The 13,733-nt window shown below is 40.9% G+C and carries 11 protein-coding genes; 7 read left to right on the top strand and 4 right to left on the bottom strand.

Annotated features, from left to right (window positions below):
- Positions 1-2: 2 nt before the first annotated feature.
- Positions 3-1,100, bottom strand: coding sequence for a sensor histidine kinase (locus WKF66_RS07750; protein WP_489673855.1), 1,098 nt, complete (start codon positions 1,098-1,100; stop codon positions 3-5).
- 239 nt (positions 1,101-1,339) lie between these two features.
- On the opposite strand from WKF66_RS07750, the gene WKF66_RS07745 reads away from it, so the two are divergent.
- From WKF66_RS07745 to WKF66_RS07735, 3 genes are read left to right on the top strand one after another with little or no spacing between them, the layout of a single operon-like run.
- Positions 1,340-2,686, top strand: a complete 1,347-nt coding sequence (locus WKF66_RS07745; protein WP_489673854.1) for a TolC family protein — start codon at positions 1,340-1,342, stop codon at positions 2,684-2,686.
- Positions 2,687-2,702: 16 nt separating this feature from the next.
- Positions 2,703-3,869 (top strand): efflux RND transporter periplasmic adaptor subunit, encoded by a 1,167-nt coding sequence (locus tag WKF66_RS07740; protein ID WP_489673853.1) that lies wholly within the window; start codon positions 2,703-2,705, stop codon positions 3,867-3,869.
- Between the two features lie 23 nt (positions 3,870-3,892).
- The gene (locus WKF66_RS07735; protein WP_489673852.1) at positions 3,893-7,066 is read left to right on the top strand and encodes an efflux RND transporter permease subunit; all 3,174 of its coding nucleotides are present in this window, start codon (positions 3,893-3,895) and stop codon (positions 7,064-7,066) included.
- 47 nt (positions 7,067-7,113) lie between these two features.
- On the opposite strand, the gene WKF66_RS07730 is transcribed toward WKF66_RS07735, so the two are convergent.
- The 3 genes from WKF66_RS07730 to WKF66_RS07720 are packed head-to-tail and all read right to left on the bottom strand — an operon-like array spanning position 7,114 to position 9,603.
- On the bottom strand, positions 7,114-7,629 hold the full coding sequence (locus WKF66_RS07730) for a DsbA family protein (protein ID WP_489673851.1): 516 nt from the start codon (positions 7,627-7,629) through the stop codon (positions 7,114-7,116).
- 3 nt (positions 7,630-7,632) lie between these two features.
- Positions 7,633-8,097: a redoxin domain-containing protein gene (locus WKF66_RS07725; protein WP_489673850.1), complete on the bottom strand. Its 465-nt coding sequence runs from the start codon at positions 8,095-8,097 to the stop codon at positions 7,633-7,635.
- A 54-nt stretch (positions 8,098-8,151) separates the two neighbouring features.
- Entirely contained in the window at positions 8,152-9,603 is a 1,452-nt protein-coding gene (locus WKF66_RS07720) for an alpha-L-fucosidase (protein ID WP_489673849.1), read from the bottom strand.
- Positions 9,604-9,647: 44 nt separating this feature from the next.
- Here WKF66_RS07720 and WKF66_RS07715 point away from each other — a divergent pair, with 44 nt between their 5' ends.
- The 4 genes from WKF66_RS07715 to gloA2 all read left to right on the top strand — a co-directional run bounded on the left by WKF66_RS07715 (position 9,648) and on the right by gloA2 (position 13,684).
- Positions 9,648-11,297 (top strand): FAD-dependent oxidoreductase, encoded by a 1,650-nt coding sequence (locus WKF66_RS07715; RefSeq protein WP_489673848.1) that lies wholly within the window; start codon positions 9,648-9,650, stop codon positions 11,295-11,297.
- A 547-nt stretch (positions 11,298-11,844) separates the two neighbouring features.
- A complete protein-coding gene (locus WKF66_RS07710; protein ID WP_489673847.1) occupies positions 11,845-12,276 on the top strand; it encodes a DUF2147 domain-containing protein in 432 nt (143 codons plus the stop codon).
- The gene (locus WKF66_RS07705) at positions 12,276-13,292 is read left to right on the top strand and encodes a WD40/YVTN/BNR-like repeat-containing protein (RefSeq protein ID WP_489673846.1); all 1,017 of its coding nucleotides are present in this window, start codon (positions 12,276-12,278) and stop codon (positions 13,290-13,292) included. The genes WKF66_RS07710 and WKF66_RS07705 overlap by 1 nt, the downstream gene beginning before the upstream one ends.
- Positions 13,292-13,684, top strand: a complete 393-nt coding sequence (gene gloA2 / locus WKF66_RS07700; RefSeq protein ID WP_489673845.1) for an SMU1112c/YaeR family gloxylase I-like metalloprotein — start codon at positions 13,292-13,294, stop codon at positions 13,682-13,684. The genes WKF66_RS07705 and gloA2 overlap by 1 nt, the downstream gene beginning before the upstream one ends.
- Positions 13,685-13,733 lie beyond the last annotated feature (49 nt).

Raw genomic sequence — 13,733 nt, 5'->3', positions numbered from 1 at the left:
AGTTAAGTGGTTAAATCCATTAATGGAAGTTTGACCTGAAACAGATTATCTGCTTCAGTAATTTCGGGCAATCTTTCAGAAAGCAATTTATAACGGCTTTGAATGTTCAGTAAACCAGTTCCTGTTGAAGGTATATTATAATTAAGGCGTTGTAAGGTATTCGTAACTAGCAGGTCTCCATCTTCATCTGCAGTTATGGTGAGCAGCAATGGCTTTGAACGGGAAGCAGTGTTGTGTTTAATGGCGTTCTCAATCAATAGCTGTAGGGTGATAGGTGGAATTCCCTTTTTCAAAACCGAGTCAGGAAGGACCAACTCCATCTTAATGTTTTCTCCAAGGCGAATCTTAATCAGGTAAAAGTAAGCGTTAGCAAAGTCTATTTCTTCTTCAACCGAGATGATGTTTTTATGTACATTAATAATCATGTATCGGTACACTCTAGAAAGTTTCTCCAGGAAATGTTGTGCAAGATTTTGGTCTTCAGCGATAAGGGCGGAAAGAGTGCTGAAATTGTTAAACATGAAATGTGGGTCGAGCTGCATTTTAAGTGATTCCAATTCTGCTTCAAGTGCTATACGCTTAAATTCTGCTGCCCTTAAATTTAGGGTAGAGCTCTCCATTAAGGCTACTTTCCACTGCTGCAAGAAAAAGTTTCCGGTATAGATCAGGCTGATGAGTATGGATAATAAAACGCTAACAACGAAAGTTTGCCGAAGTGCAATCGAATTGATGTCGCTGAACTTTCTACCATCACCGAATAAGGTCATGGTGGTATTCATATATAAATATAAAAAGACAATTGTTGTCAGTATTTGCACACAAAACTGCAGGATAAGCCGGGCCATGAGAAATTCCTGCCATCTCATTTTTCTGTCAAGAAATTTTGCGAGTGCCAGGCTGATTTCTGTTAAACCAATACAGTAAATCAGGACGAAAATAAGTTCTCTGAAGATTGCGGTTCTTGTTCTTTCAAAAAAGCTTGTCCAGGAGCGATATGGGTCTATCATCACAGACAGAATATAAAAGGCAATAAATACCACAGGTATAACGATGAACCTGAAATACTTATAAAAGTCTTTTGCCTGCCTGTTTAACTTCATTTTGGTTATTGAGCTACAAGATTAGTAAAAGTTTAGTCTTTTTTTGTGCGATAACTTACTCAAGGGTAATATTTTCCTACTAAAACGGAGAAATAGAGAACTCAAGCAAATGGTTGTTCGGTTGGGTATGCTTTTTGTGCTGCTTCAGTTATGAATTTTCTATGTTCAGTCAATTTTTCAACAACATCCATCTCAATTCAGGATACTTTTGCACTTTCAATTTTCCAGGTCATATAACTATGAATTTTAATTACCTAAAAGTCTTAATACTCGCTTGCGCAAGTGTCCTTATTCCAGGGATCGTATTTGCGCAAACGGATAGTGCTGGGACGGTGTTACAGAAGGCCACATTGCAAGATGTGATTAATTATGCCTTAAGAAATAAGCCCTTAGTACAACAGTCGCTGATTGATGAAGAAATCGGCGAGCGTGATATTAAATCTGCGCTGTCAGGCTGGCTACCTCAAATTAATGGAAATGGTACCATCAACCATAATCTTAAACAGCAAACGCAATTGCTTACCACAAACGGACAAAGCTCATTGCTAACATTTGGTGGTAAAAATACCTCTTCATTCACATTGCAAGCAGATCAACAGATTCTTAATGCCGGGTTGATACAGGCTTCAAAAACCGCTAAATATTTTAGACAGCAATACAAGCAGACTACAGAGAATAACAAGATCAATACTGTAGTTGATGTCAGTAAGGCTTTTTACGATATTTTAACAAGTAAGGAGCAACTGAACATCATCACCGAAAATATTGCACGTTTGGAAAAGCAATACCGTGATGCCAAAGCTCAGTATGAGGCCGGCATTGTTGATAAGACGGATTTTCAAAGGGCACAAATCAGCTTAAGTAATTCGAGAGCCGATTGGAAACGAACTCAGGAGTTACTCAAAGCCAAGTATGCCTATTTACGGGAGCTTATTGGTTACACTGCGAATAAGGAATTTGATCTGGCTTACAGTGAAGGAGAAATGGAAAGGAACATGCTGATCGATACCAACCAGAGGGTAAGTTATCCTGGTCGTATTGAATATCGTTTGCTTGAAACACAGCGGGAGTTGCAACGGATAAATACCAGCTATAATAAGCTTTCTTACCTGCCGTCTTTATCTGGATTTTACAATTACGGATGGAATTATCAAAGCCAGGAATTTAGTCAGCTTTATGATCGTGTTTTCCCGAGCTCCGTAGTAGGACTAAAGTTAAGCATTCCAGTATTTTTAGGAGGAAGGCGTACTCAAGAGATTAAAATTTCTCAATTACAGGAGAAAAGGATTGATCTTGATTTGCTGGAAACCAGAAATCAGATTAACACGCAATACGAATCGGCTATGGCAACGTATAAAGCCAACCTCAACGACTTAAATACATCCAGGGCGAACGTCGAGATTTCAAGACAGGTCTATAACACCATAAAACTGCAATATGATGAGGGAATAAAAACCTATCTGGATCTGATGACTTCGGAAACAGATCTTCGTACTGCTCAATTAAATTATTTAAACGCATTATATAGCCTTTTGTCATCAAAACTCGACGTACAACAGGCGTTAGGCACAGTATCCATCAATTAATATGCATCAAATGAATATGATTAGCAACATAAAACTGGGAGTTATAATTCTTGGTTCCATCGCCCTAGCCTCTTGTGGAGGAGGAGACCAAACCGCACAACAACAAGGACCGCCCCCGGCTACACCAGTAACAACCGCTACTGTAACAGAAGAGGATGTAGTTACCACAGACACTTATCCAGGTGTCGTTGTAGCTTTGAACGAGGTTGAATTACGACCACAAGTTGGCGGTTATGTGACGGCTATTTTTGTGTCAGATGGACAAAAAGTAGTTAAAGGCCAGAAACTGTATGAAATAGATAGAACAAAGTACATTGCAACTTATAATGCAGCTAAAGCTGATGTTGCTGTTTCAAAGTCAAATCGTGATAAGGCAAAAAAAGATGCAGACAGATATACAAGACTAGCTGAACAAGATGCTGTGGCCAGACAACGCGTAGATTATGCATTGACTGACTTAGCAAACGCCGCGTCACAGGTAGCTGCTGCCCAGGCTCAACTTTCTTCTGCTGCCAATGATCTGCAACGTGCGACTATAGTTTCGCCCTTAACTGGAACCATTGGTATTTCACAAGTTAAGCTTGGTGCACTTGCTTCGCCTGGTACGACCCTATTAAACACAGTTTCTACAAATAACCCTATAGCAGTAGATATCACAGTAAATCAAGCTGAGATCCCACGTTTCACAAGGCTTCAAAACACATCATCGGCTGTAAAAGACTCACTATTTAGTGTTCAATTGCAAGACGGTAGTATTTTTAAAGGTCAAGGCCGTATTGTAGCGATAGATCGTGCTGTTGATCCTCAAACTGGAACAATCAGAGTTCGGATTAGTTATCCAAATCCTCAGGGCAGATTGATTTCAGGTATGACGGTTAATTTGAAAGCGCTGAATATGTCGTCGGGACGCCAACTGGTAATACCCTATAAAGCAGTGCAGGAGCAGCTGGGGATGTTTAACGTGTATGTAGTTGGTGACAGTAGTAAAGCTGAAGCCAGAAACGTTAAGCTTGGAAAGCAATTTGGCCAAAGTGTTGTTGTAAGCAGTGGTTTAAATCCAGGTGATGTGATTGTAGTGGAGGGTGTACAAAATGTTAAACCTGGTGCAAAGGTACAAGCCGGAACGCCGGGTCAGGCAGCTGGACAACAACCTGCTACTGCTGCGACATCAGTTAAGAAATAGTTTAAAGATCTAAGAAGAACATAATGATTTCAGAAGTTTTTATAAGACGACCGATCACAGCCATTGTAATTTCGCTGTTGTTGGTGTTGATAGGTACGATTGTACTTACAACATTACCGATCAGTCAATACCCCAATATTGCGCCACCGACGGTAACAGTTAGTGGAACGTATACAGGAGCCGATGCCCAAACTGTAGAACAAACTGTAACAACACCTATTGAAAGCCAGATCAATGGAACACCGGGGATGAAGTATTTATCGTCGAACAGCACTTCTGATGGTCGTTCTGCCATCACAGTAACGTTTGATGTAGGGACTAATATTGACGTTGCGGCACTTGATGTACAGAATAGGGTGGGTATAGCAGAGCCGGCATTACCGGAAGCTGTTAGACGCCTAGGTGTTACCACTAAAAAAGCAAATAATGATATCTTGATGGTTCTTGGTTTATATTCACCAAATGGAACCTATGACCAGAAGTTCATATCCAATTATGTTAATCTTTATGTTAAAGATGCACTTCTCCGGATACCCGGGGTAGGAGATGTGCAGGCATTTGGTCAGCCTTTTAGTATGCGCGTTTGGCTTGATGCTAACAAGTTAGCCAGGTTAAACATTACGCCAGCAGAGGTTTCTGCGGCGATAGCAGAGCAGAATTCACGTATACCAGGTGGTACTGTTGGTGGGCCTCCACAAAACTCGAATCAAACCTTTGAATTTTCAGTTCTATTAGATGCGGATTTGAACTCTCAGGAGCAATTTGAGAACATCGTTGTTAAATCTGGAGTTGGTGGTTCTTCGGTTTATTTGAAAGACATTGCCAGGATCGAACTTGGGGAGTTCAGTTATGCGACCCGTTCAAAAGTTAATGGAAAGGTTTCGTCCATGATGGCAATCAATCAGACTCCAGGTGGAAATGCAGTGGCTACGGCCGATGGGATTGAAAAGCAATTGCAGGAGCTTAAGAAGTCCTTTCCTAAAGACCTGGATTACGTTATAGGATATGAGACCGTTTCCATAGTAAAGGTCTCCATAAGTGAGGTGGTTCACACCTTGGTTGAGGCGCTGATATTGGTGACACTGGTTGTATTTTTCTTCCTGCAAAGTTGGAGAGCCACACTAATACCGGTTCTTGCAATACCTGTATCCATCATTGGTACTTTCATTCTCTTTACGATACTTGGCTTTTCAATCAACGTCTTGACGATGTTTGGATTTGTATTGGCGATTGGTATTGTAGTGGATGATGCAATTGTTGTGGTTGAGGCCGTTCAGCATTATATGGATCACGAAGGGCTTTCTGCTCCAGAAGCTACCCGGAAGGCGATGAAAGATATAACAGCGCCGGTTATAGCGATTGCATTAATACTAGCGGCAGTATTTATTCCTGTCGGGTTTATTCCAGGGATGGTAGGTCAACTTTATCAACAGTTTGCCATAACGATTGCTGTTTCTGTGATACTTTCAGCCTTTATTGCTTTATCACTTACGCCCGCATTATGCTCATTGTTATTGAAGCCGATGAACTTAAATTCAGAATCCAGAGGCTTGAATAAATTCTTTTTCAAGTTTAATGTCTGGTTCGCGAAGGTGACAAACAAGTACTCGAATGGCGTTAAATGGGCCTTGAAAAAAGCACCACTGGTTATAGTGATCCTGGTATGTCTGTATGTAGGAACGGTTGGGTTATTTGTTAAAAAGCCTGGAGGATTTATACCGGGTGAGGATGCTGGTATCTTCCTGATGGGAGTAACCTTACCTGAAGGAGCATCTGCAGCAAGAACGGATGCCTTTATTAAGAGGATTACCGAAACCATTCAGAAAAAATATCCTGAGGTAAAGAACATCACGTCTATCGGAGGTATTAATATATTGAATAGATCATTTAAATCCAATGCTGCAACATTTTTTGTTCAACTGAAAGGTTGGGACGATCGTGAAGGAGATGTGGCAACAACGATAGCTGGTGTGACCAAAGAGTTCGCTGGCGATAAAGACGGAAGTGTGCTTGCTGTAGCACCACCTCCGATTCCTGGTTTAGGTATCAGTGGAGGATTCTCGCTGCAAATTCAGGAAAAACAAGCGGGAGACATTAAAGCTTTTGAAGCGAACGTTGGGAAGTTCTTAATGGCGGCAAATCAAAGGCCTGAAATAGGTATGGCTTATACCCTGTTCAATTCGAAAACACCAAACTACCAGGTTCATGTTGATCGTGACCAGGCAAAAAGAATGGGGGTTTCAATAGGTGCGGTTTATAGTACCATTTCCGCTTATCTGGGTAGTAGTTATGTGAACGATTTCACCAGGTACGGTAGAAACTTTAGGGTGGTAACGCAGGCCGATACGAGCTTCCGTAAAGGAATTGAAGATCTAAGCAGACTTTATGTAAAAAATACTTCTGGTAATTCTGTGCCCTTGAGTTCGATAGTAAGTTATGAGATTGTAGAAAAGCCCTCGATTATTAATCACTTTAACTTGTTCAGATCGATAGAAATTACTGGATCTGCTAAGCCGGGATCGAGTTCTGGGGATGCGTTGAAGGCGTTGGAAGAAGTAGCAAAGGAAACTTTGCCTGCGAATTATAGCTACAACTTCTCTGGACTGAGTGCTGAGGAAAAAGAAGCTGGTAACAGTACGACTATGATTTTTGCCTTGATTATTGTATTTGTATTCTTGTTGTTAGCATCCTTATATGAAAGTTGGTCTGTTCCGTTCTCTATTCTGCTGTCTGTTCCATTAGGCTTATTTGGCGCTATCCTGGCGTTGACTTTCCTACCTAAATTGGACAATAACATTTATGCTCAGGTAGGATTAATAACATTGATCGGACTTTCAGCAAAGAATGCGATTTTGATCGTTGAGTTCGCAAAAGAGCGTGTGGATTGGGGTATGGAATTAATTGCTGCAACAATAGAAGCAGTTAAGCTACGTTTAAGGCCAATTATAATGACCTCCCTAGCCTTTATTTTGGGTGTTATTCCCCTGATCATTTCTCATGGTGCCGGTGCAGTATCAAGGAAAACTATTGGATGGACGGTTGCTGCCGGTATGCTTTCAGCTACAATTCTAGCACTTTTCATTGTCCCTGTGCTGTTTGTACTGATTACTAAGCTTGCCTATGGTAAGAAGAAACTGGCTGAATTAGAAGCCTCTTACAATGCAGATGAACATAAGGATACGCTACACGCGGATTAAATTTAAAGTTTGATTTATACCATTATAAAAGTGGAAGTTAGTTAATTCTAGCTTCCACTTTCTTTTAGTACCTGAAGCAGATCATCTGCACCGCCATCGAATTTAGTGCCGTTAATAAAAAAGGAAGGCGTGCCATTTACGCCGCTTCTTACGCCACTCTCGAAATCGTTCTCGACTTTAGTAGAGATCTCTTCCGAATTTAAGTCCCATTCAAACTGTTCCCTGTCTAATCCAAGCTTTTCCGCCAGCGTATCGAGGAAGTCTTCATTAAGCTGATCCTGATTTTCAAATATGGCATCATGCATCTCCCAAAATTTACCCTGTTTGCCAGCTGCCTCAGCTGCCTGAGAGGCGATGTTGGCATATCGATGTGCCTCTTGTAGGGGAAAGTTTCGAAATACAAATAATATTTGATCACCAAATGTAGATTGTATGTTTTTAACAATGGAATAGGCGTCCCGACAATATGGACACTGATAATCGCCATATTCTACTAATTTGACTGCGGCCTGTTCATTACCCTGGGTTTGATCTGCAGGTCCGATTTCTGGTTTTAGTGACATAAGCTATTTTGATTTGGTTAGTTCTTCAAGTGCTTCTAATATTCCGTCCGCTCCGGGGTTCATCGCCGTTGGCGACACATAACTCCATGCAATGGTACCTTGGGTATCAATAACAAACAGCGCCCGCTTACATTCGCCTGCAGCTTCATCGTATACTCCATATTGTTTAGATACTTCCCCTTTAGGCTCAAAATCTGAAAGCAATGTGAAGTGTAATTTTCGGTCTTTTGAGAAAGCGAGGTGGCACCAGCGGCTGTCTACAGAAATGCCTAAAATGGTTGCATTGTATTTGCCGAATATTTTAAGCATCTCGTTGTAAAGAACCATCTGATCGCTGCAGACCGGACTCCAATCTGCTGGATAAAACGCGAGTACTACGTTTTTCCCTTTCAGTTCACTTAACTTAACCTTTTGATCTGGGGTGGCAAATAATTCGAATTCTGGTGCTTGTTCTCCTTGTTGTAGCATGGTATATCGATTATATACAATAAGATACTATGAAACGAGCAATATTGTTTTCTTTTACAATGCGTTTTGCAATTTGACGACAATTAGCTTGCCGCTAATCTCCCCGGGCTTTAAGAGAGAAGCATCCACAACTACATTTTTGCCGGAAGACTTGATCTTCAACTCTTTGTTAATCCCGAGGATTGAAGCTTTGGTGCCACTCTTCAGTTTAAGATCTCTTATTGTAAACTTGGATGCGAATGCTGGGTAAATGCAGTACAAATCTTTTCCCTTAATGGTAAAGAATGCTTCAACATGAGCTTGATCACCTGCAGGGAGCACCATTTTAGCAATGTCGTAGCCGGCCATATAAGACTCTCCTTTTTTCTCTGGCATTTTCCCCTCACTCCATTGATAGGATTTAGTATAAGCTTCGCTACCATAAATGGCTTCACCATTAACCCCTAACCAGGTGCCTATATCAGTAAGCCTTTGTTGCATGATCACGGGGATGCGGCCATCAGCAGTTGGCCCGATATCCAATAGGAGATTACCGCCCCTGGAAACAATGTCAACCAGCATTAAAATCAAGTCATGACTTGTTTTATAATCTTCCAGTTTCTCATTCCTATTGTAACCGTAGGAGTGTCCGATGCCACGACTTTCTTCCCATATTACATTTGGATCCATGCCGCTGCCATATTCGGAAGTTGTGTAAGTAGAGCCCGTGTTTTTACCCCTCGTATTTTTACCCCAACGATCGTTAACTACGACAGATTTCGCCACTGGAGATTCGTTGTAAAGCCAGGCCAACAGCTCTGGACTACGCCATTCTTCGTCTGTAAGATCCCATTCTCCGTCTGAGAATATCACTGCAGGTTTATATTTTGTGACCAGGTCTTTGAACTGAGGAAACAAGTGTTCCGACACAAATTTCTTTTTATCACTTTTCCAGAGCGGATTAAACCATTCATAGAGCGAATAGTAAAAGCCCATTTTAAGGCCAGCATCGTTTACAGATTTTGTAAGGTCGCCCAGCAAGTCCCGCTTAGGCGTACCAGTTACTGCGTTCCAGGGTTTGCCCCAGCTTTTATCTGCCTCCTTGCTTTCCCATAATGCATAGCCCTCATGATGCTTAGAAGTTAGCACTACGTATTTAGCACCTGATTTCTTAAACAGATCTGCCCATGCATTTGGATCATAGAGCTCTGCTTTGAAAGATTTCTCAAAAGAAGGGTACATAAACTCGCTGCCATAGTTCTTATTATGGAAGCTGCTAAAGTCCTTTTGTTTTTCAATCAAACGCCACCAGTACCATTCAGAATAGCTATCACCACTATTTTCTATAACAGGCGCGTAGGAGGGGACTGCATAGACACCCCAATGTATAAAAATTCCAAATTTATCCTGATGGAACCATTCCGGGATTTTCCGTTGATTTAGTGAGTTCCAGTTGGCCTCGTACTTTTGGGCAACCGCAACTGTTGCGAATAGCGTGCTTAGCATTAGCAGTATAGATTTTCTCATATCATCCAATTTACAATTAAATCTCTTTTATTAACTTAGATTTTATGAAGATCAAAGCCATAGTTATTTATGTTCTTGTTTGCGTTAACGGATTTCAAGAAGTATCTGCTCAAACTAAAGAGAAAGTATTTAACGCTGATATTATTATTTACGGTGGTACATCCGCAGCAGTTATGGCGGGTGTTCAGGCAAGTAAAATGGGTAAAACGGTTATACTGGTATCCCCCGACAAGCATTTAGGTGGCCTCACTTCGGGGGGTCTTGGCTTTACAGATACAGGTAATAAAGAAGTGATTGGAGGCTTGGCAAGGGAATTTTACCATCGGATATTTCTTCATTATTCACGAGACTCCGCCTGGAAATGGCAGAAGAAAGAGGATTATGGCAATAAGGGACAGGGCACACCGGCGATTGACGGCGCCGACCGCACGATGTGGATCTTCGAACCCCATGTGGCCGAACAGATTATGGAAGACTTCGTTAAAGAAAATGCATTGGCTGTTCATCGCAACGAATGGTTGAACCGGAAGAAAGGTCTAGTAAAAAAGGATGGTAAAATAGTCTCCATAAGAACGCTTAGTGGCAAAGTATACAAAGGGAAAGTGTTTATTGACGCTACTTATGAAGGAGATTTGATGGCTGCGGCTGGAGTAAGCTATCATGTGGGTAGGGAAGCGAATACGATCTATGGTGAGACGTGGAATGGTGTACAAACGAACGTTTTTCAACACGGCCATCATTTTGCGAAAGCAATTGATCCTTATAAAACCCCTGGTAAGAAGAGCAGCGGCTTATTGACAGGAATTTCTGCCTCCGCTCCAGGCCTGAGAGGGCAAGGCGATGATAAGTTGCAGGCCTACTGCTTTCGGATGTGTTTAACAAATAATCTAGACAACAAGATCACTTTTCCAAAGCCCGACCGCTACAATGCCTTGGACTATGAGTTGTTAGTCAGGGTTTTTGAAAGTGGCTGGAAGGAATTATTTGATAAATACGACCCAGTTCCTAATAGGAAAACTGATACGAACAACCACGGACCTTTCAGTACAGACTTTATAGGAATGAATTACAAGTATCCTGAAGCTACGTATGCCGAAAGAAAGAAGATCATTAAGGACCATGAAAACTATCAAAAAGGTTTGATGTATTTTATGGCAACAGACCCCAGAGTACCTAAGGCTTTACAAGATAGATTGAATACCTGGGGCTTGTCGAAAGATGAGTTCACAGACAATGGCAACTGGCCTCATCAATTGTACATTAGAGAAGCGAGAAGAATGGTCAGTAATTTAGTCATGACTGAAAATGAAGTTCTCGGGAAACGAGAAGTGCCAAAACCGATTGGAATGGGTTCCTATTCGTTAGACTCTCATAATGTTCAACGGTATGTGAGTAGCGAAGGCTTTGTTCAAAATGAAGGTGACATAGGCGTCAAAGCCCCTAAACCTTATAGCATCGGTTATGATGCTATTGTTCCTAAAGAAATCCAGTGTTCAAATTTACTTGTTCCGGTATGTCTTTCCAGTTCTCACATTGCTTATGGCTCCGTAAGAATGGAACCTGTTTTCATGATACTGGGAGAATCTGCCGCTACCGCCGCTTCTATCGCGATTGATGATAGTCTGACTGTTCAACAAGTTCCATACATCAAATTGGCTCAGCTATTATTAGGGCAAAAGCAGCGTTTAAACTAAACGTCTTTGATATTTGTTACGCTTAAAACTGTTTTAATGGTCTAAATTCTACGGTAATTCCATTACGAAGTGATATTTATTGCAATTCTTCATGTTTAATTTACATGTCAGTGCTTAATTCTAGGTTTTTGTGTCTTTTAACAAAGATATTTTAAACTTTTGCTTAGTACTCACTACTAACCAGGCATTTATTATTAAAAAATTGATTTTTTACGCTGTTTCGAGCTCTAAAATTGAATTCTTTGGCTAAAACAATTATCATAGAATTGCAATATCCTAGGGATTATGGAGAAAATGCTTAGTGTAAGTTTTACACTATTGAATATTATTTCTACATTTGTAGAGTCAAGCAGCAACGCTGTGATCATAAAAAGAATAAATAGGTAATGTGCAATTACCTTAAGGACAAAAATCCCGTTCATACAGGGTTTATATTTGGTTAGAAAGAGATAGAGCTTGGATGAGTCTATCTCTTTTATTTTTTACAAATACTTGCCAATTTTATTTACCTTTCGTTATTTACTAACCTATTTGCATCACATTCCCTATGAAACAATATATAATCGCCTTTTTGCTGATGGCTATCGCCTATACCAGTTCCGCTCAAAACAAGGATGCCATTCTAGGTAAATGGGTTAACTCAACGAATGAGGCGCATCTTGAAATCAACAAAAGATCCAATAAATTCTATGGTAAGCTCGTCTGGCTAAAAGACCCTAAGGACGAGAAAGGTAATGTAAAAACAGATTTTCAAAATCCTAATGCCAACTTAAGATCTAAACCGATCTTGGGACTCGAAATTCTTAAAGACTTTGTTTACGAAGATGGCAAGTGGACAGACGGTAACATTTACGATCCAAAGTCTGGCAAAGTCTACAGTTGCAATTTGACATTGAAAAGCAACGGCGATCTGAATATGAGGGGCTACCTAGGCGTATCTATTCTTGGTAGAACAGAAGTTTGGAAACGCGTTAAATAATGAAAAAGCTACTATTCTTAGTTCTATTATTACCATTTGTTGTTTTGGGGCAGTCTTATAGTTTCATCCAACAAACAAGTGGTACTTTAACAAGTATCAGAGGGATGTCAATTGTTTCAGATGAAGTCGCATGGGTAAGTGGGAGTAATGGTACCGTTGGCAGAACGGTAGATGGTGGGTTGCATTGGCAATGGATTAAGCCGGAAGGTTATGAGAAGTTTGATTTTAGAGACATCGAGGCTTTTGATAGTAACAGAGCAATCATAGTCAACGCAGGTTCACCAGCATATATTCTGATTACTAAAGATGGAGGTAATTCCTGGACACAAACTTACAAAAACATAGATTCTGCGATTTTTCTTGACGGTATGGATTTTTGGGATGAGAAGCGTGGAATCATCTTCGGCGATCCAATCAAGAACAAGATGCAGATTCTTAAGACAATTGACGGGGGACTTTCATGGGAAAACATATCAGCGAATTTAAAGTCGGATTTACTTCCAGGAGAGGCTGGTTTTGCCGCGAGTGGAACTACAATTAGAGCTTTGGGCAATGGGAAGGTATGGGTTGCTACTGGCGGTGCAGCTTCCAATTTGTATTACTCCAATAACTATGGCGACAAGTGGGGCGTCTATAAGTGTCCCATTCTCCAAGGCGAAAGTAGTACTGGACCTTTTTCAATAGCATTCTATAATAAGAAAGTAGGGGTAGTAGTCGGCGGGAACTATTTGAAAGATAACGAGAAAAGCAACAACGTCTTATTGACAACCAATTCAGGACGAACATGGACCAAGCCGCTTAAACCAGTCGATGGTTACCGGTCCGGCGTAATCTATGTTAATAACAAGACCTTGATAGCGACCGGCTCTTCTGGGACAGATTTGTCGACTGATGGAGGCATCAGCTGGTACAATATTTCTAAACTGAACTTCAATGTTATTCAAAAATCTAAGTCTGGAAAACTTGTTCTTCTCGCTGGCAATAAAGGTGAGATATACAAACTAATAAGTAAGTAATGGCAGTCAAACTGAGATCCGTCCACCATATTGCGATCATTTGCACGGACTACGAATTGTCGAAGCGATTTTATACTGATGTCTTAGGGCTGCAAATTATTCGCGAAGTATACAGAACTGAAAGGCAGTCTTATAAGTTAGATCTATCTTTGAATGGCGATTACATAATTGAGTTGTTTTCATTTCCGACGCCCCCACAGCGACCGTCTAAACCTGAGGCGGCAGGCTTAAGGCATCTTGCTTTTGAAGTCGAAGAACTTGACGAGATTGTACTTGAGCTTAAAAGGAACGGCGTAATTGCGGAGCAAATTCGTATAGATGAATTTACAGGAAAGCGTTTCACATTCATTGCTGATCCCGACGGTTTACCCTTGGAATTTTATGAAAAATAATAAAGCCAGGTCATCCAACCTGGCTTATTCAAACAAAACTTAGATCTAA

Source organism: Pedobacter sp. (assembly GCF_037719805.1).
Classification (GTDB): domain Bacteria; phylum Bacteroidota; class Bacteroidia; order Sphingobacteriales; family Sphingobacteriaceae; genus Pedobacter.
Note: the sequence above shows the minus strand (reverse complement) of the source record. Positions and strands in the feature narration are given on the sequence as shown.

What these genes read in the sequence shown, in the direction of transcription:
- WKF66_RS07735 (WP_489673852.1), top strand. Translation starts at nt 3,893, where the DNA reads ATGATTTCAGAAGTTTTTATAAGACGACCGATCACAGCCATTGTAATT.
- WKF66_RS07710 (WP_489673847.1), top strand. Translation starts at nt 11,845, where the DNA reads ATGAAACAATATATAATCGCCTTTTTGCTGATGGCTATCGCCTATACC.
- WKF66_RS07720 (WP_489673849.1), bottom strand. Translation starts at nt 9,603, where the DNA reads ATGAGAAAATCTATACTGCTAATGCTAAGCACGCTATTCGCAACAGTT.
- WKF66_RS07750 (WP_489673855.1), bottom strand. Translation starts at nt 1,100, where the DNA reads ATGAAGTTAAACAGGCAGGCAAAAGACTTTTATAAGTATTTCAGGTTC.
- WKF66_RS07730 (WP_489673851.1), bottom strand. Translation starts at nt 7,629, where the DNA reads ATGTCACTAAAACCAGAAATCGGACCTGCAGATCAAACCCAGGGTAAT.
- WKF66_RS07715 (WP_489673848.1), top strand. Translation starts at nt 9,648, where the DNA reads ATGAAGATCAAAGCCATAGTTATTTATGTTCTTGTTTGCGTTAACGGA.
- WKF66_RS07705 (WP_489673846.1), top strand. Translation starts at nt 12,276, where the DNA reads ATGAAAAAGCTACTATTCTTAGTTCTATTATTACCATTTGTTGTTTTG.
- WKF66_RS07740 (WP_489673853.1), top strand. Translation starts at nt 2,703, where the DNA reads ATGATTAGCAACATAAAACTGGGAGTTATAATTCTTGGTTCCATCGCC.
- WKF66_RS07725 (WP_489673850.1), bottom strand. Translation starts at nt 8,097, where the DNA reads ATGCTACAACAAGGAGAACAAGCACCAGAATTCGAATTATTTGCCACC.
- WKF66_RS07745 (WP_489673854.1), top strand. Translation starts at nt 1,340, where the DNA reads ATGAATTTTAATTACCTAAAAGTCTTAATACTCGCTTGCGCAAGTGTC.
- gloA2 (WP_489673845.1), top strand. Translation starts at nt 13,292, where the DNA reads ATGGCAGTCAAACTGAGATCCGTCCACCATATTGCGATCATTTGCACG.